The sequence below is a fragment of the Streptomyces sp. NPDC000941 genome, from assembly GCF_053599555.1.
Window position 1 is genome coordinate 1 of record NZ_JBSFMM010000036.1, and the last position, 19,439, is coordinate 19,439.

At 71.2% G+C, this 19,439-nt stretch carries 20 protein-coding genes; 15 read left to right on the forward strand and 5 right to left on the reverse strand.

The annotated features are described in order from the left end of the window. Nucleotides 1-79: 79 nt before the first annotated feature. Nucleotides 80-772 carry a TauD/TfdA dioxygenase family protein gene (locus tag ACWDSL_RS14240; protein ID WP_450485104.1) on the reverse strand — a complete coding sequence of 231 codons (693 nt, stop codon included), beginning with the start codon at nucleotides 770-772 and terminating at the stop codon, nucleotides 80-82. Nucleotides 773-1,029: 257 nt separating this feature from the next. Here ACWDSL_RS14240 and ACWDSL_RS14245 point away from each other — a divergent pair, with 257 nt between their 5' ends. From ACWDSL_RS14245 to ACWDSL_RS14295, 11 genes are all read left to right on the forward strand, one after another. Beyond that, on the forward strand, nucleotides 1,030-1,761 hold the full coding sequence (locus tag ACWDSL_RS14245) for an SDR family oxidoreductase (RefSeq protein ID WP_450485106.1): 732 nt from the start codon (nucleotides 1,030-1,032) through the stop codon (nucleotides 1,759-1,761). Further along, a complete protein-coding gene (locus ACWDSL_RS14250; protein ID WP_450485108.1) occupies nucleotides 1,758-3,233 on the forward strand; it encodes an aldehyde dehydrogenase family protein in 1,476 nt (491 codons plus the stop codon). Before ACWDSL_RS14245 ends, ACWDSL_RS14250 begins: the two co-directional genes overlap by 4 nt. After that, complete coding sequence (locus tag ACWDSL_RS14255) at nucleotides 3,230-4,435, forward strand: CaiB/BaiF CoA transferase family protein (RefSeq protein WP_450485110.1); 1,206 nt, start codon at nucleotides 3,230-3,232, stop codon at nucleotides 4,433-4,435. The genes ACWDSL_RS14250 and ACWDSL_RS14255 overlap by 4 nt, the downstream gene beginning before the upstream one ends. Nucleotides 4,436-4,491: 56 nt before the next feature. Continuing rightward, on the forward strand, nucleotides 4,492-5,895 hold the full coding sequence (locus tag ACWDSL_RS14260; protein ID WP_450485112.1) for an ABC transporter substrate-binding protein: 1,404 nt from the start codon (nucleotides 4,492-4,494) through the stop codon (nucleotides 5,893-5,895). Between the two features lie 28 nt (nucleotides 5,896-5,923). Further along, nucleotides 5,924-6,124, forward strand: coding sequence for a ferredoxin (locus ACWDSL_RS14265; RefSeq protein ID WP_450485114.1), 201 nt, complete (start codon nucleotides 5,924-5,926; stop codon nucleotides 6,122-6,124). A 31-nt stretch (nucleotides 6,125-6,155) separates the two neighbouring features. Continuing rightward, nucleotides 6,156-7,532, forward strand: coding sequence for a cytochrome P450 (locus ACWDSL_RS14270; RefSeq protein WP_450485116.1), 1,377 nt, complete (start codon nucleotides 6,156-6,158; stop codon nucleotides 7,530-7,532). Next, nucleotides 7,529-9,184: a thiolase C-terminal domain-containing protein gene (locus ACWDSL_RS14275; RefSeq protein WP_450485118.1), complete on the forward strand. Its 1,656-nt coding sequence runs from the start codon at nucleotides 7,529-7,531 to the stop codon at nucleotides 9,182-9,184. The genes ACWDSL_RS14270 and ACWDSL_RS14275 overlap by 4 nt, the downstream gene beginning before the upstream one ends. Nucleotides 9,185-9,215: 31 nt before the next feature. Next, nucleotides 9,216-10,130, forward strand: coding sequence for an alpha/beta hydrolase (locus ACWDSL_RS14280; RefSeq protein ID WP_450485120.1), 915 nt, complete (start codon nucleotides 9,216-9,218; stop codon nucleotides 10,128-10,130). After that, entirely contained in the window at nucleotides 10,123-10,440 is a 318-nt protein-coding gene (locus tag ACWDSL_RS14285) for a DoxX family protein (protein ID WP_450485122.1), read from the forward strand. The genes ACWDSL_RS14280 and ACWDSL_RS14285 overlap by 8 nt, the downstream gene beginning before the upstream one ends. 15 nt (nucleotides 10,441-10,455) lie before the next feature. Continuing rightward, entirely contained in the window at nucleotides 10,456-10,623 is a 168-nt protein-coding gene (locus ACWDSL_RS14290) for a hypothetical protein (protein WP_450485124.1), read from the forward strand. Nucleotides 10,624-10,725: 102 nt separating this feature from the next. Continuing rightward, nucleotides 10,726-11,319, forward strand: coding sequence for a TetR/AcrR family transcriptional regulator (locus tag ACWDSL_RS14295; RefSeq protein ID WP_450485126.1), 594 nt, complete (start codon nucleotides 10,726-10,728; stop codon nucleotides 11,317-11,319). Here the strand turns inward: ACWDSL_RS14295 and ACWDSL_RS14300 are convergent. Further along, nucleotides 11,295-12,152: an NAD(P)-dependent oxidoreductase gene (locus ACWDSL_RS14300; protein ID WP_450485128.1), complete on the reverse strand. Its 858-nt coding sequence runs from the start codon at nucleotides 12,150-12,152 to the stop codon at nucleotides 11,295-11,297. The two genes, ACWDSL_RS14295 and ACWDSL_RS14300, sit on opposite strands and share 25 nt — an antisense overlap. A gap of 138 nt (nucleotides 12,153-12,290) precedes the next feature. Between ACWDSL_RS14300 and ACWDSL_RS14305 the strand changes: the two genes are divergently transcribed. From ACWDSL_RS14305 to ACWDSL_RS14315, 3 genes are read left to right on the forward strand one after another with little or no spacing between them, the layout of a single operon-like run. After that, nucleotides 12,291-13,574, forward strand: a complete 1,284-nt coding sequence (locus tag ACWDSL_RS14305) for an aromatic ring-hydroxylating oxygenase subunit alpha (RefSeq protein WP_450485130.1) — start codon at nucleotides 12,291-12,293, stop codon at nucleotides 13,572-13,574. A gap of 33 nt (nucleotides 13,575-13,607) precedes the next feature. Further along, nucleotides 13,608-13,937 carry a hypothetical protein gene (locus tag ACWDSL_RS14310; RefSeq protein WP_450485131.1) on the forward strand — a complete coding sequence of 110 codons (330 nt, stop codon included), beginning with the start codon at nucleotides 13,608-13,610 and terminating at the stop codon, nucleotides 13,935-13,937. A gap of 32 nt (nucleotides 13,938-13,969) precedes the next feature. Next, a complete protein-coding gene (locus ACWDSL_RS14315) occupies nucleotides 13,970-15,202 on the forward strand; it encodes an amidohydrolase family protein (protein ID WP_450485133.1) in 1,233 nt (410 codons plus the stop codon). 59 nt (nucleotides 15,203-15,261) lie between these two features. Here ACWDSL_RS14315 and ACWDSL_RS14320 read toward each other — a convergent pair whose 3' ends face one another. Genes ACWDSL_RS14320 through ACWDSL_RS14330 form a run of 3 tightly spaced genes read right to left on the reverse strand, consistent with a single transcriptional unit; the run spans nucleotide 15,262 to nucleotide 17,770 of the window. After that, nucleotides 15,262-15,993, reverse strand: a complete 732-nt coding sequence (locus tag ACWDSL_RS14320; RefSeq protein WP_450485135.1) for an alpha/beta hydrolase fold domain-containing protein — start codon at nucleotides 15,991-15,993, stop codon at nucleotides 15,262-15,264. Next, nucleotides 15,983-16,702, reverse strand: a complete 720-nt coding sequence (locus ACWDSL_RS14325; protein ID WP_450485137.1) for an enoyl-CoA hydratase/isomerase family protein — start codon at nucleotides 16,700-16,702, stop codon at nucleotides 15,983-15,985. The genes ACWDSL_RS14320 and ACWDSL_RS14325 overlap by 11 nt, the downstream gene beginning before the upstream one ends. A 57-nt stretch (nucleotides 16,703-16,759) precedes the next feature. Further along, a complete protein-coding gene (locus tag ACWDSL_RS14330; protein WP_450485139.1) occupies nucleotides 16,760-17,770 on the reverse strand; it encodes a 2Fe-2S iron-sulfur cluster-binding protein in 1,011 nt (336 codons plus the stop codon). Nucleotides 17,771-17,859: 89 nt separating this feature from the next. Between ACWDSL_RS14330 and ACWDSL_RS14335 the strand changes: the two genes are divergently transcribed. Next, nucleotides 17,860-19,422: an AMP-binding protein gene (locus tag ACWDSL_RS14335; protein WP_450485141.1), complete on the forward strand. Its 1,563-nt coding sequence runs from the start codon at nucleotides 17,860-17,862 to the stop codon at nucleotides 19,420-19,422. Nucleotides 19,423-19,439 lie beyond the last annotated feature (17 nt).

Sequence of the window (19,439 nt, forward strand, 5' to 3'; positions counted from 1 at the left end):
CGGGCTTCCCTCGTCACTGCTCGCTCCTTCGTCGCTGCGCGGCTCCTCAGTCCAGCCCGCGCAGCGCGCCAAGACACGCTCATACGAACGCCTCGTCGCCGACGACGGTCGTGCGGTGCAGCAGCCGCTCGGAGTTCTCGGCGTAGGGCAGCGCCCGGTGCAGGATGCCGGTGTTGTCCCAGACCACCAGGTCGCCGACCGCCCAGTCGTGGGTGTAGCGGAACCGTTCCTGAGTCGTCCAGTCCAGCAGCTCGTCCAGCAGGGCCCGGCTGTCGTCGGGGTCCATGCCGGCGATGTGGTCGGCGGTGGCGCCGGTGACCAGTGAGCGGCGGCCGTCGCGGCGCCGCCACACCAGTGACATCTCATGGCTGGGCTGGGTGCGCCAGCCGGCCAGCTCCTGTTCGGTGGGATCGGGGGTGACCAGCCGCTGCGCGGCCTCGAAGCTGTGCACCACACGCAGGCCGTCGTAGCGCTCGAGGTCCTTCTCCGGCAGGTTCTCGTACGCCGCGTAGGTGCTGGCGAAGTCGGTGCCGCCGCCGACCATGGCGACCTGGCGGGCGGTCAGCGTGGTCGCCTTGATCGGCACATCGTCGCTGGTGCCGTCGAGGTGCCAGTGGAACGCGCCCTTGAGGTACTTGGCGGTCCTGCTCTTCTCCGGGTTGATGGAGATCGGGAAGATCTCCTTGCCGCGCAGTGCGACCACCTCGCCCAGCCGGCGGCTGAAGGCCAGCTGCCGCTCGTCGTCGAGGTGCAGTCCCCGGACCAGGAGCACCCCCCCGCCATCTGAGGGCTTCGCCGCAGCGCTGCACGAAGGCATCGTCGAGCGGGTCGGTGACACCGGTGAACTCCACCCCGAGCGACGGGGTCAAGGCCCTCGATTCGATCATGGAAACACCCCTTCCGTATTCGAGAATCATATTCTCAAGTGGGGGCGGGTGGAAGTCGAGAGCATCATGTTCTCTTGCTTGAATCCTTGCTTCGCTCAAATAGAGAATGTAGTTTCCGGGCCAACCGAGCAAGGAGGCTGGGATGCGGTTCAAGGACAAGGTGGCCATCGTCACCGGGGCCGGACAGGGCATCGGAGAGGGGTATGCCAAGGCGCTGGCCGCCGAGGGTGCGCGGGTCGTGGTCGCCGAGCTGAACGAGGAGCAGGGGCAGCGCGTCGCCAAGGAGATCGGCAACGCCCTGTTCGTGAAGGTCGACGTCTGCGACCCGGCCTCCGCCGAGGCGCTGGCCGATACGGTGATCCGCGAATGCGGGCGGATCGACTACCTGGTCAACAACGCCGCCATCTTCCACGGTATGCGCCGCGAGGGCATCGTCACCGTCGACTACGACTACCTCGACCGGTTCCTGAAGGTGAACCTGCTGGGCGCGCTGTACGTCACCCGCGCCGTCCTGCCGCACCTCGAGGAGGGCGCGGCCATCGTCAACCAGTCGTCCACCGCGGCCTGGCAGGCCACCGGCTTCTACGGCCTCGCCAAGGCCGGTATCAACCACCTCACCGCGTCCCTCGCCTCCGAACTCGGCGGGCGCGGCATCCGTGTCAACGCCATCGCGCCCGGCCCGACCGACACCGAGGCGACCCGCAGCATCATCCCGGAGGAGCACCGCACGGCCATGGTGCGGTCCTTCGCCCTCAAGCGCATGGGAACCCCCGCCGACCAGGCGGGCGCCCTGCTGTTTCTGCTCTCCGACGACGCGGCCTGGGTCACCGGCCAGGTCATCGCCGTCGACGGCGGATCCGTGGTGCGGCTGTGAGCGCCCCCCTCGTCAAGCGCCAGTTGATCGACGGCAAACTGCTCGCCGCCGACGCCCCTTCCACGACGTTTCCGTCGTACAACCCCGCCACCGGCGAACTCCTCGGCCATGCCCCCGACGCGACGGAGACCGACGCCAAGGCGGCGATCGCCGCCGCCCGCCGCGCCTTCGACACCACCGGCTGGTCCACCGACAAGGAACTGCGGCTGCGCTGTCTGCGGCAGCTGCACACCGCCCTCGACGAGCACCGCGAGGAGCTGCGCGAGCTGACCATCGCCGAGGTGGGCGCGCCCCGTCAGCTCACTCACGGCCCGCAGCTCGACGAGCCGATCGGCATCGTGAAGTACTACGCCGACCTGCTCGAAGGCTATGAGTTCAGCGATGATCTCGGCGAGATCGAGTCGCGCGGCCAGCGTCATCACCGCTGGGTGGAGAAGGAGGCGGCGGGCGTCGTCGCCGCGATCCTGCCGTACAACTTCCCCAACCAGCTCGCGCTCGCCAAACTGGCCCCCGCCCTCGCCGCCGGCTGCACCGTGGTCCTCAAAGGCGCCCCGCAGACCCCGCTGACCACCCTCGCCCTCGGCGAACTCATCGCCGAGCACACCGACCTCCCGCCCGGCGTCGTCAACATCCTCAGCTCCTCGCACGCCGAGGTCGGTGCGGTTCTGACCACCCACCCCGACGTCGACGCGGTCACCTTCACCGGCGCCACCACGACCGGCCGCCGCATCATGGCCGCCGCGGCCGACACGGTAAAGCGGGTCTTCCTCGAACTCGGCGGCAAGTCCGCCATGATCGTCCTTCGGGACGCGGACTTCGCCAAGGCCGCCATGTTCGCCGCGTTCACCATCTGCTCCCACTCCGGTCAGGGCTGCGCCCTGACTTCCCGCCTCCTCGTCCCGCGCGAACACCACGACCAGATCGTGCAACTGGTCGCGGCCGGTATGGAGCGCGTACGCATCGGCGACCCCACCGACCTCAAGACGAACATGGGCCCGCTGATCAGCGAGCAGCAGCGCGAGAAGGTCGACGGCATGGTCCGGCGCGCGGTCGAGGCCGGTGCCACCCTGGTGCGCGGCGGCAAGCCCACCGGCCCCGGATTCTTCTACGAGCCCACCCTCCTCGCCAACGTCGACCCTGGCAGTGAGATCGCCCAGGAGGAGGTCTTCGGACCCGTCCTCGCGGTGATCCCGTACGACGACGAGGACGACGCCGTACGCATCGCCAACGACTCGAAGTACGGCCTGTCCGGCGCCGTGCACAGCGCTGATGAGCAGCGCGCGATCCGCCTCGCCCGCCGCATCCGCACCGGCACGTTCTCCATCAACGGCGGCAACTACTTCGCCCCCGATGTGCCCTTCGGCGGCTACAAGCAGTCCGGTGTCGGCCGGGAGAGCGGACGCTCCGGATTCGAGGAGTTCCTGGAGGAGAAGTCCTTCGCGCGCGTCGTGGTCCCCCAGGAGCGGCCGTGAAACCGCTGGAGGGGATCCGCGTCCTGGAAGTCGCCATGTACGGCTTCGTGCCCTCGGCCGGTGCCGTGCTCGCCGACTGGGGCGCCGACGTGGTCAAGGTTGAGCACGCGGTCAACGGCGACCCGCAGCGCGGACTGCGCCGGACCGGCAGTTTCGTGGTGGAGGGCGACCCCAACCCGAACGTGGCGCACGCCAACCGCGGCAAGCGCTCCCTCGGCCTGGACATCGCCACGCCCGAGGGCCGCGAGGTGCTGTACGAGCTGGCCAAGGGCGCGGACGTGTTCCTCACCAGCTTTCTGCCCGCCGCCCGCGCCCGCTTCGCCATCGACGTCGCCGACATCCGCGCCGTGAACCCGCGGATCATCTACGCCCGGGGCACGGCGCTGGGCCCGCGCGGCCCCGAGTCCGGCAAGGGCGGCTACGACATGACCGCCTTCTGGGCCCGCGCCGGCACGGCCGCCAGCATCACCCCGCCCGGCACCGAAGGCATGGTCAGCCCGCCAGGCCCCGCCTACGGCGACACCATCTCCGGCACCAACCTGGCCGGCGGCATCGCCGCCGCGCTGCTGCGCCGCGAACGCACCGGCGAGCCGAGCGTGGTGGACGTCTCCCTGCTGGGCAGCGGTCTGTGGGCGATGGGCCATGCCATCGGCCTGTCCCTGCACCTCGACCGGGCGTGGGAGGGCATCGCCCCGAGCGGGCACGGCTCGCCCACCAACCCGCTGTCCGGGCTGTACCGCACCGCCGACGACCGGTACGTCTCCTTCGTCATGCTCCAGCCGGCCAGGTTCTGGGCGAACGTATGCCACTGCCTCGGCCGACCCGACCTCGCCGACGATCCGCGCTTCGCCACCGCCGAGTCGATCGCCGAGCACACGGCGGACGCGGTGAAGATCCTCCGCGAGACCGTCGCGACCCGCACCCTCGCCGAATGGTCCGAGAGCCTTGCCGCGCTCGACGGCCCCTGGGCGCCCGTCCAGGACACCCTCCAGGCCGCCGCCGACGCACAGGTGCGCGCCAACGGCTACGTCGGACAGGCCGGCGAACTCGAACTGGTGGCCAGCCCCGTCCAGTTCGACGTGCGGGACACCCGGCTCGAACCCGCCCCCGAGTTCGCCGCGCACACCGAGCAGATCCTCACCGAACTCGGCTACGACTGGGACCGCATCCTCACCCTCAAGGCCCGGGGCGCGATCACCTGATCCTCATCCGAAGTCTCTCTCGGACTCCACTGTCCGAGCCTCCCCGAGGAGACACCATGCGCAGACTGCTCATCGGCGCGGTCACCGCGGTCGCGGTGCTGCTGGCCGGCTGCTCCACCCGCTCCGACGACGACACCGACACCGCCCGCTCGGCGAGCCCCACCGCGGGCGCCTCCTCCAAGGCGAACGGCGACTTCGGCACCCTGAAGAACGTATGCGGCCCCGGCACCGCCAAGGCATCGAACGCCGCATCGGACGCCGCATCGGACGTCCAGGGCGTCACCGACAAGAAGATCCAGGTCGGCGTCATGACCGACATGGGATTCACCAAGAAGTCGGAATTCGTGGACGCCGCCGAGGTGTTCACCTCCTGGTGCAACGACGCGGGCGGCATCAACGGCCGCGAGATCGCCCCCGTGACGCGCGACACCAAGCTCATGGAGGTCCGCCAGCGCACCCTGGAGGCCTGCAAGGCGGACTTCGCCCTGGTCGGCGGCGGCGCGGCGCTGGACAGCCTCGGCGTCAAGGACCGGCTGAAGTGCCTCCTGCCGAACTTTCCCGGCCAGTCCAGCCAGATCGGCGCCATCGGCTCCGACCTCCAGGTCATCGCCGCCGCACCGATCGCCGGGTACTTCCAGTACTCCGGCTACTACACCTGGCTGCTGAAGGAGAAGTACCCCGGCTCGGCGCGGAAGGTCGGGATCATCGCGGGCGACTCCCCCGTCACCAAGGTCATGGCCGCCCAGTTCACGGAGGCGGTCGAAGGGCTCGGCGGCAAGGCCGACTACAGCGATCTGTACCCGGCGTCCGGCGTCGCCGACTGGACGCCGTACGCCCAGTCCATCAAGAAGAACGGCGTCAAGGGCCTGATCTTCCTCGGCGACTTCGCGAGCCTCGCCAAACTCGAGCAGGCGCTCACCAACATCGGCTACGCGCCCGACTGGATCGACGCCAACAGCAACGTCTACGGCCCCGCCTTCACCCAACTGGCCGGCCCGGCCCTCGCCAAGCAGCACAACTACGCCGAACTGTTCGCCACCGTCCCGGTGGAGAGCGCGGCCGACAGCCCCGCCACCCAGCAGGTGATCGACCTGTTCAAGCAGTACGCGCCCGGCAAACAGGTCACCTACCCGGCGCTGCGCGCCTTCTCCGCCTGGCTGCTGTTCGCCACCGCCGCCCGTGACTGCGCCGAGCTCACCCGCAGGTGCGTATACGACAACGCGCGCAAGAACACCGACTGGACGGCGGGCGGCCTCCAGGCCCCCTTCGACCTGACGTCGAAGGAGTCGCCCACGTGCTACCTGGTCGTCGAGGCGACCACCAAGGGGTGGCGGGCGGCCGACTTCAAACCGGACAAGGGCGCCTTCCGCTGCGATGCGCCCGCCTACAAGTACCGGGGCGACTACGGCAAGCCGGTCACCCTCGCCGACGTCGGCAAGTCCCTGTCCGATCTGACCTGACCCCGAGTCCGACCTGACCCCGAGGGAGATGAGCCAGGTGAAGGTACGCGTCGACCCCGAGCGCTGCCAGGGCCACACCCTGTGCGCGATGCGCGCCCCGGAGGTGTTCGAGCTGAGCGAGATCGACGGGCACTCCTCGCCGGTCACGGAGCAGGTGCCCACCGGCCAGGAGAGCGCGGTCGTCGAGGCCGTCCGCTCCTGCCCCGAGCGCGCCATCAGCGTCACCTGAGCGGCCACGAGGCACCGAAACGGAGGCACATATGACCGCACCGGACGCACCGGACCCGACCGACGGCCGAGCCCGTAAACAACCCCGGGTCCACTTCGACCGGCACGCCCCCGAGTACCGGCACCGGTTCGAGGAGCAGACCCGGGAGTTCCACGCCCGCTGCCCGCTGGCCTGGTCCGACACCTACGGCGGGCACTGGGTGGCCGCCGGCAACCGCGAGCTGCTGGCCCTCGCCCGGGCCGGCGACACGCTCTCCAACGACCACGACGTACACGGCGAACGGCGGGGCTACCAGGGCATCAGCATCCCCGCGCCGCCCCGCGGCAGGGGCATCCGCGGCGGTTTTCTGGAGATGGACCCGCCCGAACAGCGCGCCTACCGCAGCGCCCTCAACCCCTACCTCTCACCGGCGGCCGTCACGCGCTGGATCCCGTTCGTCGACGAGATCGCCCGCGCCTGCCTCGACGAGCGGATCGAGACCGGCCGGATCGACTTCGTCGACGACCTCGCCAACATCGTCCCCGCCGTTCTCACCCTCGCCATGATGGGCATCCCGCTCAAGAAGTGGGAGCTGTACAACGAGCCCGCCCACTCCGGTGTCTACACCCCGCCCGACTCCCCGGAGATGGCCCGCGTGGTGCAGGCCCACCGGGCGATGCTCCAGGACATCGCGGCCACCATCCAGGACGTCCGCGCCCACCCGCGCCCCGGCCTGGCCGACGCCGTCGTCCGGATGGAGATCGACGGCCGGGCCCCGGCCGAGGCGGACCTGGTCGGCGCCCTCGCGCTGCTCATCGGGGGTGGTTTCGACACCACCACCGCCCTGACCGCGCACGCCCTGGAATGGCTCTCCCAGCACCCCGCCGAGCGCACCCGGCTCAGCCACGAGCGCGACACCCTGCTCGACACGGCCACCGAGGAATTCCTGCGCTACTTCACCCCGGCCCCCGGTGACGGCCGTACGGTCGCGCGGGACTGCGCCCTCGCGGGCGCCGAGTTCAAGGAGGGCGACCGGCTGTGGCTGTCCTGGGCGATGGCCAACCGCGACCCGTCCGTCTTCCCCGACCCCGACCGCGTCGACCTGGCCCGCGGCGCCAACCGGCACACCGCGTTCGGCCTCGGCATCCACCGCTGCATCGGCTCCAACGTGGCCCGTACGGTCTTCAAACGGATGCTGGTCCACGTCCTCGACCGTATCCCGGACTTCGTCTGTGACCCCGAGGGCACGGTCCACTACCCGACCATCGGTGTCATCCAGGGCATGCGCCACCTCCCGGCCGGCTTCACCCCCGGCGAGCGCCTGGGGCCGGGTCTCGAGGAGACGCTGGTGACCCTTCAGCGGGCCTGTGACGAGCAAGGGCTCGCGGAGCCCGTCACCGTCCGCAAGGCGGAGGCGAAGATCCGTTGAGCGGCACACCGGGAGCCGTCCGTCCGCAGCCGCAGACCACCCAGGAGACCGAGTTCTTCTGGGCCTCCGGCCGCGACGGACGGCTCCGCTTCCTTTCCTGCGCCACCTGCCGCGGCCTGATCCACCCGCCGCAGCCCGTCTGCCGCCACTGCCGGAGCCATGACACGGTCATCCGTGAGGTGTCCGGCCGGGCGACGCTGATCGGCTTCACCGTCAACCACCGCTTCCCGTTCCCGGGCCTGCCCACCCCCTTCGTCGTCGCCCAGGTGGCGATCGAGGAGGACCCGCGGATACGGCTGACGACCAACGTCGTCGACTGCGCCCCGGAGGACCTGCGGCTCGGGATGCGTATGGAGGTGGCCTTCGAGCGGGCCGGGGACGCGTGGCTGCCGCTGTTCCGGCCGTGCGCCGAACAGCCCGGACCATCCCCCCTCCCCGCCGACGAGCCGATCCCCGAGAGCCCGCGGGCCGCGCCGGTGACGCGCAAGTTCGAGGAGCGCGCGGTCATCAGCGGCGCCGGAGCCTCCCGTATCGGCCGCCGCCTGATGGTCCCGCCCCTCGAACTCACCGTCGAGGCCTGCGAGAAGGCCGTCGCCGACGCCGGGCTCACCCTCGACGACATCGACGGCCTGTCCAGCTACCCCGGCGGCGGCGCCTACGGCGGTTTCGCCGAGGGCGGGGTGACCGCGCTGGAGTCCGCGCTCGGCATCCGCCCGGTGTGGCACAACGGCGCGGCTGAGACCTTCGGCCCCGGCGGCTCGGTGATCGCCGCGATGCTCGCGGTGGCGGGCGGCCTCGCCCGCCATGTGCTGTGCTTCCGTACGGTCTGGGAGGCGACGTACGCCGAACTCCTGAAGCAGGGCCGGATCCGTATGCCGCCCTCCACCGGCCCGGACGGCTGGTTCAAGCCCTTCGGCGCCGTCTCGCCCGCGATCATGCTGGCGATGAACGCCCAGCGGCATATGCACCGCTACGGCACCACCCGCGAAACCCTCGGCTGGATCGCCCTCAACCAGCGCGCCAACGCCGCCCGCCACCCGGACGCGGTCTACCGCGCTCCGCTCACCATGGACGACTACCTCTCGGCCCGCCCCATCGCCACGCCCTTCGGGCTGTACGACTGCGATGTGCCGTGCGACGCGGCGGTGGCGGTCGTCGTCTCCGCCGCCGAGACGGCCGCGGACGCGCCCAAACCGCCCGTGCGGATCGAGGCCGTCGGCACGCGGATCGTGGAGCGCCCCGAATGGGACCAGGCCTCCCTCACCCATGAGCCCCAGGTGCTCGGCCAGGCCGCCCATCTGTGGACCCGCACCGAACTGCGCCCCGCCGACGTGGACGTGGCGCTGCTGTACGACGGCTTCACCTTCAACTGTCTGTCCTGGATCGAGGCGCTTGGTTTCTGCGGCATCGGCGAGGGGCGCGACTTCCTGGACGGCGGCAAGAACATAGCCCCCGACGGGCCGCTGCCGCTGAACCCGCACGGCGGGCAGCTCTCGCACGGCCGCACCCACGGCATGGGCCTGCTCCACGAGGCCGTACTCCAGCTGCGCGGCGAAGCCGGGGCGCGGCAGGTGGCGGGCGCGCGCACCGCGGTGGTCTCCAGCGGCGGCCTCACACCCAGCGGCGTACTCCTGCTCAGGACGGGCGCATGACATCAGGACGCATGACTTCCGGGACGGCGGTATGACCTCTCTCGAACCAGAACTCGCCACCCGCGTACACCAGCAGGTGGTGGATGTGCGGGGCGTCCCCGCCTCCGCGCTGGTCGCCGAGGCGCCCCGGCCGCAGGCCGTGATCGTGGCCCTGCACGGCGGCGCCACCACCTCCGCCTACTTCGACCACCCGGGACACCCCCGGCTGTCCCTGCTGCGCACCGCCGCAGCGGCGGGTTTCACGGTCGTCGCCCTGGACCGCCCGGGCTACGGCAGCTCGGCCGGCCACGAGGAGCGTATGCGCACACCCGAGCAGCGCACCGACTTCGTTTTCGAGGCCGTGGAGACGCTGCTGGACGACCGTGCACGCGGGGTCGGTACGTTTCTCTGGGCGCACTCGGCGGGCGGCGAACTCACCGTGCGCATGGCGAGCGATCCGCGCGGCGCGCGGCTGCTCGGCGTGGAGCTGGCCGGGATGGGCCGCAGCCACCATCCGAACGCGCTGAGCGCGATGGAGGAGTGGCGGCGCGATCCGGTCCGCACCCGGCCGAATCTGCGCCGGGCGCTGTGGCACCCGCCGGACGCGTACCCGCCCGACGTGCACGGCGGCCGGCACATCGGCGCCGCCTCACCCGCGTACGAGGGGCGCCGGGAGGGCTGGCAGGAGGAGTTCGCCCGGCTCGCGGCCCGCGTACCGGTGCCGGTGCACCTCACCCTCGCCGAGCATGAGCAGGTGTGGGCCAATGGCCCGGAGGGCCTGGCCGACCTCGCCTCGATGTTCACCGGCTCGCCCCGCGTGGTGCCGCACGAGCAGGCGGGCGCGGGCCACAACACCAGCGTCGGCCGCACCGCCCTCGCCTACCATCTGCACGTCCTGGCCTTCGTCGAGGAGTGCGCGCTCGGCGTACGGGCGCTGCCCACGGAGCGGGGGCGGCGCGATGGGTGAGGCATCGGACGCGGCCCTGCTGGCCGTACGGCTCGTGCTCGGCGCGGTCATGGTGGCGCACGGCTGGAACCACTGGCGCGGCGGGGGCGGTATCACCGGTACGGCACGCTGGTTCGCGGGCCTCGGGCTGACCCGCCCGCGACTGAAGGCATGGCTGAGCGTGCTCACCGAACTGGGCGCGGGCGCCCTGCTCGTCGCCGGGCTGCTGACCCCGCTGGCCTGCGCGGCCGTGCTCTCGGTGATGCTGGTCGCCGGGCTGCTGGCGCACCGGCCGCACGGCTTCTTCGTCTTCAAGGAGGGCTACGAGTAGGTCCTCGTCCTGGGCGTGCTCGCGGTGGCGCTCGGCGCCTGGGGACCCGGGACGTACGCGTTGGACGAGGTTGCGGACATCGCGGTGACCGGATGGGCTGGCGCCGGGCTGGTGCTCGGGGTCGGCGCGGTCGCGACGGCGGGACTGCTCGCCGTGTTCTGGCGGCCACGGAAGGCGGCCTGAAAGCGGAGGACTTCGTGCGGCCCGGTACGCCCCCTCGTCGCGCCCGGCGGTCGTCCGTAGGGTGAGCGGGCACCTGTCCAACGGCGGAAGGGGCGAGACGTGGTGTCCGCACAGCGTGAGGAAATCCTTCAGGCGGCGCTGGAGGTCTTCGGCGCACGCGGGTTCAAGGGCACCTCGATCGACGCGGTGGCCGAGCGCGTCGGCCTCACCCGGCAGGGCGTACTGCACTACTTCCCCAGCAAGAAGCGTCTGTTGCTGGAGATCATGGAGTTCCGCCAGCGGCGCGTCCGGGAGCATCTGTCCGACCGGCCGGTCGGCGAGGACTGGGCCGGTGACTTCGCCGAGGTCGTCGCCTTCGAACTCGACCACCCCTGCTTCGCCACCGTCCACAACGTGATGGTCGCCGAGGCGATCACCGGTCAGGAGCCGGCCGCCGGATATGTACGGGACCGCTGCCGCTCCATCCAGGACCATCTCACCGAGCGGCTGATCGAGCGGTACGGGGAGCGGCTGCCCAGCGGCCTCGACGCGCGGACCGCGGCGACCGCCGTCCACTGCCTGATCGAGGGCGTCCCTCAGCTGTGGCTCGTGGACCGGGACGCCGACCGCTATCCGCGGGTCATCCGCGAGGCGCTGGCCGCGCTGCTCGGCACGGAGGCGGCCGACGGGCCTCAGTCACCCGCGACGAAGGGGTAGATACGGGTGAAGTCGGCGCCCGGTTCCGTGGCGGAGAACGCCTCCCACACCGTCTCCATGACGGAGGCCACCGCCGCCGCCCCGCCCAGCCTGCCCACTTCGCGCAGATACAGCCGTACGTCCTTGGCCATGAGCGTGTTGCTGAAGCCGGCGGCGTAGCGCCCGGTCAGCACCTCGTCGGGGAACTTGTCGGCACTGGCCCCGCTGCGGCCGCTGGAGGCGTTGAGGACGTCCAGCATCACGGCCATGTCCAGCCCGGCGGCCTGCCCGAAGGCCACGGCCTCGCTGGTGGCCGCGAGGGCGGTGGCTGACAGGAAGTTGTTGGCGAGCTTGAGCGCCTGCGCCTGCCCGGGCCGGTCGCCGACCCGGCGGCGGCGGTCGCTCAGCCCGGCCAGCACCGGTTCGACATGCGCGCAGTCCCCGTCCGTGCCGGCGTACATGACCATCAAGGTGCGGTTGCGGGCCCCGGCGACCCCGCCGGACACCGGCGCGTCCACGTATGCCAGTTGCATGGCGGCCATCTGCCGTGCGGCCGTCACGCCGACCGTGGAGGTGTCCACGACGTGCGTGACACGCCGGTCGCGGGCGCCCGCCAGCTCCCGTACCACCTGGGTGCAGACCTCGCCGTCCGGCAGGCTGAGCACCACGGTGTCCGCCGCCCGTGCCACGTCCGCCGGGCCCTGCGCCCACCGGGCGCCCGGCGGGGTGCGAGCGGGGCCGGCCGCGTCGTACGCGACGACCTCGAAGCCCGAGCGCACCAGGTTCGACGCCAGCACACCGCCCATGCTGCCCAGCCCCACGAACCCGACCCGCTGCCACTCGCCGTCGTACATCCGCCATCTCCTCCACCCATAGCCGGGGCGTAAGGGCACGGCCCTGAACACCATCATTGCCAGTTTACGGAAACGGTATTCTCCGAATCTGAGATCACTGTTATCTTTGCGGGGTCAACCGACCGGAGGTTCCGACCCATGGCGCACTTCCCGAAGCCCCCCGAGGGCAGCTGGACCGAGCACTTCAAGATCGACACGGAGCCGGTCTCCTACGCGGACTCGATCTCGCCGGAGTTCTACGAGCTGGAGCGAGACGCCATCTTCCGCCGGACCTGGCTGAACGTCGGGCGCGTCGAGCAACTGCCGCGCAAGGGGAGCTACTTCACCAAGGAGCTGGACGCCGCCCGTGCCTCCGTGGTCGTGGTGCGCGGCTCGGACGGCGAGGTGCGCGCGTTCCACAACGTGTGCCGGCACCGTGGCAACAAGCTGGTATGGGACGACTATCCCCGCGAGGAGACCAAGGGCACCTGCCGCGCCTTCACCTGCAAGTACCACGCGTGGCGCTACGACCTCGAAGGCAAGCTCACCTTCGTCCAGCAGGAGTCGGAGTTCTTCGACATCGACAAGTCGAAGTACGGGCTGCTCCCCGTGCGGACCGAGGTGTGGGAGGGGTTCGTCTTCGTGAACCTCGATCCCGACAACACCACGCCGCTCCGCGACTACCTGGGCAAGTTCGCCCAGGGCATCGAGGGCTACCCCTTCCACAAGCTGACCCAGGTGCACAGGTACCGTGCCGAGATCGGCAGCAACTGGAAGCTGTTCATCGACGCGTTCGCCGAGTTCTACCACGCGCCGATCCTGCACTCGGGCCAGTACGTGGCCGAGGAGGCCGCCAAGATCAAGAAGTACGGGTACGAGGCGCTGTCCTACGATATCGACGGCCCGCACAGCTTGGTCTCGTCGTGGGGCGGCATCGCGCCCCCGAAAGAGCGGGCGATGGTCAAGCCCGTCGAACGGGCCCTGCGCAGCGGCCTGTTCGGCCCCTGGGAGGCGCCCGACATCGGCCTGACCACCGAACAGCTGCCGCCGGCGATCAACCCGACGCGCAGCAAGGTGTGGGGGATGGATTCGTTCGTGTTCTTCCCCAACTTCATGCTGCTGATCTGGCGGCCGAACTGGGTGCTGACCTACCACTACTGGCCCACCTCGTACAACACCCACATCTTCGAGGGCACGGCCTACTTCGTACCGCCGGAGAACGCCTTCCAGCGCCTCCAGCAGGAACTCGCGGTGGTGTCGTTCAAGGAGTACGGCCTACAGGACGGCAACACCCTCGAGGCGACCCAGACGATGCTCGAATCGCGCACGGTCAACGAGTTCCCGCTGTGCGACCAGGAGGTTCTGCTGCGCCATCTGCACACCACCGCGCGGCAGTACGTGCGCGCCTACGAGCAGTCCGCGGCGCCGGTCCCCGCATCCTGAGACGCCCAGCGAGCAGACACGGAGAGTGCAGACATGGCCATGGTCTTTCCCGCCGAGTTCCATGAGCTGGAGCCCTTCGCGGACTGGGCGATCCAGGGCGAACGGGCCCGCTACGCCAAGCGCGTCGCGAGCACCATGGAGGAGCTGCAGGCCTTCTACGACGTGGCGTTCCCCCTGCTGCGGAAGGGCACCGCGTACCTGGAGCAGGTCAGCCTCGACGGCATCGGCGACCAGGACAAACACCTGCTGTGGGCGTTCTGCTCGCTGGTGACCGTCGCGTTCCCGGTGGAGGCATGGGGCCAGCCACGGGTCCCGGACAGCGGTCCCTCCAGCATCGACGCCGTCGTCGAACCCGCCGTGTGATGGCGGCGCGCGCGAGGACACCGCAACCGCCCGTGCTCCTGCGCGCGGCGCGGCTGCTCGACATCGACGCGGGCGAACTCGTCGAGCCGGGCGAGGTGCTGGTGGTCGACGGCCGCATCGCCGAGGTCGGGCGGCCCGCCCGGCTCCCCGAGGGCACGGTGGTGCGCGACCTCGGCGATGTCACCCTGCTGCCGGGCCTGATGGACATGGAGGTCAACCTCTTCCTCGGCGGCCCCGACCACCGCAGCCCCCTCATCCCGGTCCAGGAGGACCCGGCGCTGCGCACCCTGCGCGCGGTCGCCAACGCCCGCCGCACCCTCCGGCGCGGCTATACGACCGTACGGAACCTGGGTCTGTTCGTGCAGACCGGGGGCGTCCTCCTCGATGTCGCGCTGAAAAAGGCGATCGACCTCGGCTGGACCGAGGGCCCGCGGATCGTGCCCGCCGGACACGCGATCGCGCCGACCGGGGGTCACCTCGACCCGACCATGTTCCAGGCCTTCGCGCCCGGGGTGCTGCCGCTCACCGTCGAGGAGGGCATCGCCAACGGGGTGGCCGAGGTGCGCAAGGCGGTCCGCCACCAGATCAAGTACGGGGCCAAGGTCATCAAGGTGTGCGCCTCCAACGGGGTCATGTCGCACACCGGACCGGCGGGCGCCCAGCAGTACTCGGACGAGGAACTGCGCGCCATCGTCGACGAGGCACACCGGGCGGGGGTGAAGGTGGCCGCGCACTGCATGGGCGACTCGGCGATCCGGGCCGCCGTCGAGGCCGGTATCGACTGCATCGAACACGGCTTCCTCGCGAGCGACGCCACCCTCGACCTGATGGTGGAGCGCGGCACCTTCCTGGTCGCCACCACCTACCTCACCGAAGGCATGAACACCGCCCACGCGGACCCCGCGCTCCAGGCGAAGGCCGCGGACGTCTTCCCGCGCGCCCGCGAGTCCACGTCACGCGCGATCCGGCGCGGCGTCAAGGTCGCCCTGGGCACCGACGCTCCCGCCATCCCGCACGGCAAGGGCGCCCTGGAACTGCTCGCCCTGGTCGAGCGGGGCATGCGGCCCCTCCAGGCGCTGCGCGCCGCGACCACCGTCGCCGCCGAGCTCATCGACGCCGACGACCGGGGGCGGCTGCGGGACGGCTTGCTCGCGGATGTGATCGCCGTCCCCGGCGATCCGCTCGCGGACATCTCCGTCACCGAACGGGTGTGCTTCGTGATGAAGGGCGGGCAGGTCCATCACGACAGCACGGCCGGGTCCTGACGTGAACGCGCCCCGGCGGGGCCTGCCTGCCGGGGCGCGTCTGCATCAGGACGGCGGCCTCATCCGCGAGGCGTGACCGCGGCGCTCGGCGACCAGGCGCGCAGAAACTCCGCCATCGCCCCCAGCTGGCGCAGCCCTTGCGCGGACGCGTCCTCGTAGATGCGTATGTCCACGGCGACCCCCGAGTGCGCAGCCCGCGTCGCGAAGGACAGCGTGTCGTCCAGCAGCACCTCCGTACCGGCGGCGTGGAGCTGGAGCGGCGGCAGACCGTGGAGGTTGCCGTGCAGGGGGCTCAGCAGCGGATGGTCGCGCGGTGTCGTGCCCGCGTACGCCGCCGCGCGGACCGGCAGCGCCTCGGCGTCCACCGTACGGTCGGCTGCGGCGTTGAGCAGCAGGCTCGGTGCGTCCAGCGTGAAGTCCAGCAGCGGCGACGACAGCACCGCGCAGGACGGCGGTGCCGCGCCCTCGTCGCGCAGCCGCAGCAGCAGGCCCGCGGTCAGGGCCCCGCCCAGGCGCTTGCCGGCCACCGCCGCCGGGCCCTGGCCGTGGCAGTGTTCCCAGGCGGCGTACGCGTCCTCCACCGCCTCGGGGAAGTGTGGACGATAGCGGGCGCAGACGACCGCGCAACCGGTGAGCCTGGCCAGTTCGCGAGCCGTCGGCAGAGCGTCCTGAGGACTTCCCCCGAGCCGTGGGTCGCCGTGCAGAAACAGCACCGTCTGTTCCGAGGTGCCTCCCTCCGGACACACCTCGGGTCCGAACGGCCCGTCCTCGACGCGGACTTCATTTGCCACGGGACATCACCTTCTCCGCCGCTTGCCAGTGTTCCTCGGACACCCACAGCCGGGCGAAGGCCGCGGCGGCCTCGCGCGGTGGGCGCGTCCGGGTCGTGAGGGTCTTGATCTCGCGGGACTGCGGGGTGGCGAGGGCGCGTGCCACTTCACGCCAGCCGTCCTGGAAGGCGGGCCGCGGCAGTACGAGATCCACCAGGCCCAGCCGTTCGGCCTCGGCCGCGGCCATGACCCGGCCGGTGCCGGCCAGCAGCAGCGCCCGCCCCGGCCCCACAAGACGGGCCAGCCGCTCGGCGCCGCCCCAGGCGGGCACGATGGCCAGCTTGGTCTGGTTGAAGCCGATCCGGATGTCGTCAGCGGCGACGCGGATGTCGGCGGCGACCGCCAGCTCCGCTCCGCCGCCCAGCGCATGCCCGTTGAGCGCGGCCAGCACCGGGCCGGGGAAGGCGGCGATCCGGTCGCACAGCGCCCGCATGCGCAGGGCCATGTCGGCGGCCTCCCGCTCGGTGCGCAACCGGGCCAGCTCCTTGAGGTCCCCGCCGGACACGAAGGCATTCTCGCCCGCCCCGGTCACCGCCAGCGCCATCGCGCCCTGGGCCATGTCCAGGGCTTTTTCCAGCTCGCCCATGGTGTTCGGGTCGATGGCGTTGCGGGCGTGCGGTCGGTCGATGGTGACGACGGCCAGGCCGTCCTCCAACTCCAGCTCAACCATGCGCGGCCCTTCCGGTCGGTCGACGGTGGTCGGTGGGTGCGGATGCTCCTGTGGGTGTCAGTCCTCGTACACCACGGTCACCTCGGGTGTGGTGGGCTCGGCCTGGCAGGTGAGCACCCAGCCCGCCTCGACCTCGTCGGGGTCGAGGGCGTTGTTGACGCGCATCTTGGCCTCGCCGTCGGTCAGCCGGGCCATGCAGGTCGCACAGTCCCCGGACTCACAGGAGAAGGGCGGGCTGAAACCGGCCCGTCGGGCGCTCTGCAGCAACGTCTCGCCGTGCCGTTGCGGCACGGTACGACGCCGGCCGCGCAGATCGACGGTTACGCTGCCGTCGGCGGGGCGGTCGGGCGTGGCGGGGCGGTCGGGCGCGGCGCCCGGTTCCGCGGGCGCGAACCGCTCGACGAAGATCCGCTCGGCGGCCACCCCGTGGGCGGTCAGGGTGTTCTCCACCAGCGCCATAAAGGGCTCAGGACCGCACAGATAGAAGTCCGCCTCATCGGCATGGCCGTCGGCGAGGGCTCGGATCTCGTCCCCGGTGACCAGCCCGTCCCGGTCGTCGAGATGGCAGCGCAGCCGCAGCCGGCCGGCGTGGCGCTCGGCGAGCGCGTCAAGCGACTCACGGAAGATCGCTGCCCCGGCGTTCTGATGGGCCGACAGCAGCATGACGGGCCGGTCGGTCGTCGCCAGCGCGCTCTTGACCAGGGAGAACACCGGTGTGATCCCGCTTCCGCCCGCATAGGCGACCAACGGCCGCCACGCCGCGCCCTCGCGCAGGCAGAACGACCCGGTAGGCCGAGTGGCCTCCAGGACGTCACCCGGCCTCAGCTTCGTGTGCATCCACCCGGACACCAGTCCGCCCGCCACGCGCTTCACGGTCACGCGGATCTCGCCGTCGGTGTCGGGTGAACTCGACATCGAGTAGCTGCGCAGCGTCCCGCACACCTTGAACGTCAGGAACTGCCCGGCCCGGTACGGAAAACGCGCGTCGAGGGTGAAGGTGCGCACATCCGGCGTCTCGTCGACGATCCGGGTGATCCGCACCGGATGGAAGCCGTGGTCGCGTGCCATGTGTGGAACTTACCTTCTCGTCATGGGAGAGTGCAATTCTCATACGCTCATCAGCGTGCGCCGTCGTGTGCGAGAGGAGAGCCCCTGCCATGTCGACGATTCCCTCCGGTGCCCTGCGACCGCTGCCGGCCGAACTGGCCGCGCGCTACGAGGCCGAGGGCTGGTGGACCCGCGAGACCCTGGGCGAGATGCTGACCGGCGGCCTGGGCAAGGCGGGGGATGTGGAGTTCCGCGTGCACTCCGAGGCGCGGCCCTGGTCGGGGACGTTCGCGGAGGTGGAACGGGTCGCCCGGCGGCTGGCCGCCGGTCTGCGGGAGCGCGGGGTCGGCCCCGGTGACGTGGTGGTGATGCAGCTGCCCAACTGGATGGAGGCGGCAGCCGTGTTCTGGGCCTCGGCCTTCCTCGGCGCCATCGTCGTCCCGGTCGTCCACTTCTACGGCCCCAAGGAAGTCCGCCACATCCTCCGGGCCACCCGTCCGAAGGCGTTCTTCGCCCCCGAGCGCTTCGGCCGGTTCTCCTTCCGGCCGGACCTGTGCGCCGAGGTGCCGATCGTCGGCGTCGTCGGCCGCGACTTCGACGCCCTGCTCGCCGACGAGCCGATGTCCGGCCTCCTCCCGGTCGACCCCGGCGGGCCCGCGCTGATCGCCTTCACCTCCGGCACCACCCGCGACCCCAAAGGTGTGGTGCACAGCCACCAGGCCCTCGGCTACGAGACCCGCCAGCTGGCCGCGAGCTACCCGCCGGACCGGGGCAGGCAGTTCACCGTCGCACCGGTCGGCCACTTCATCGGCATGGTGAACGCCTTCCTCATCCCCGTACTCGACGGCTCCCCGGTCAACCTCGGGGACACCTGGGACCCCGCCCGGGCGCTCGCCCTCCTGCGCTCCGACGGCCTCGCGGTCGGCGGCGGAGCCACGTACTACATGACCAGCCTGCTCGACCACCCCGACTGCACCCCCGAGCACATCGCGCAGTTGAGGTACGCCGGTCTGGGCGGCGCGGCCGTGCCCTCCGCCGTGACGACCCGGCTGGAGCGCCTGGGCATCTCCGTCTTCCGCGCCTACGGCTCCACCGAGCACCCCTCCGTCACCTGCACCCCCTACGACGGCCCGGCGGACAAACGCCTGCACACCGATGGGCTGCCCCTGCCCGGCGTCGAGCTGAGGCTCGCCGAGGACGGCGAGATCCTGACCCGCGGACCGGATCTGTGCCTCGGCTACACCGACCCCGACCTCACCCGGGCCGCCTTCGACGCCGACGGCTGGTACCGCACGGGCGATATCGGCGCCCTCGACGCGGACGGCTGGCTGGCGATCACCGACCGCAAGGCCGACGTCATCATCCGCGGCGGTGAGAACATCAGCGCCCTGGAGGTGGAGGAGGCCCTGCTCGGCCTGCCCGGCGTGGCGGAGGCGGCCGTGGTCGGTGTGCCCGACGTACGCCTGGGGGAGCGTGCGGCGGCCGTGCTGCGCCTGCTGCCCGGCTGGTCCGCGCCGGGCCTGGCCGAGCTGCGGCTGCACCTCGAACGGGCCGGTCTGGCCAGGCAGAAGTGGCCCGAGGAGATCCACGCGGTCGACGACCTCCCGCGCACCCCCAGCGGCAAGGTCAAGAAGTTCGTCCTCCGCGATCGCATTGCCACTCTCTTTCGATGAGAATACGCTTCTCTGAA

Coding starts and splice junctions, on each gene's coding strand:
- ACWDSL_RS14245 (WP_450485106.1), top strand. CDS start 1,030: ATGCGGTTCAAGGACAAGGTGGCCATCGTCACCGGGGCCGGACAGGGC.
- ACWDSL_RS14260 (WP_450485112.1), top strand. CDS start 4,492: ATGCGCAGACTGCTCATCGGCGCGGTCACCGCGGTCGCGGTGCTGCTG.
- ACWDSL_RS14265 (WP_450485114.1), top strand. CDS start 5,924: ATGAGCCAGGTGAAGGTACGCGTCGACCCCGAGCGCTGCCAGGGCCAC.
- ACWDSL_RS14270 (WP_450485116.1), top strand. CDS start 6,156: ATGACCGCACCGGACGCACCGGACCCGACCGACGGCCGAGCCCGTAAA.
- ACWDSL_RS14280 (WP_450485120.1), top strand. CDS start 9,216: ATGACCTCTCTCGAACCAGAACTCGCCACCCGCGTACACCAGCAGGTG.
- ACWDSL_RS14285 (WP_450485122.1), top strand. CDS start 10,123: ATGGGTGAGGCATCGGACGCGGCCCTGCTGGCCGTACGGCTCGTGCTC.
- ACWDSL_RS14300 (WP_450485128.1), bottom strand. CDS start 12,152: ATGTACGACGGCGAGTGGCAGCGGGTCGGGTTCGTGGGGCTGGGCAGC.
- ACWDSL_RS14305 (WP_450485130.1), top strand. CDS start 12,291: ATGGCGCACTTCCCGAAGCCCCCCGAGGGCAGCTGGACCGAGCACTTC.
- ACWDSL_RS14310 (WP_450485131.1), top strand. CDS start 13,608: ATGGCCATGGTCTTTCCCGCCGAGTTCCATGAGCTGGAGCCCTTCGCG.
- ACWDSL_RS14325 (WP_450485137.1), bottom strand. CDS start 16,702: ATGGTTGAGCTGGAGTTGGAGGACGGCCTGGCCGTCGTCACCATCGAC.
- ACWDSL_RS14330 (WP_450485139.1), bottom strand. CDS start 17,770: ATGGCACGCGACCACGGCTTCCATCCGGTGCGGATCACCCGGATCGTC.
- ACWDSL_RS14335 (WP_450485141.1), top strand. CDS start 17,860: ATGTCGACGATTCCCTCCGGTGCCCTGCGACCGCTGCCGGCCGAACTG.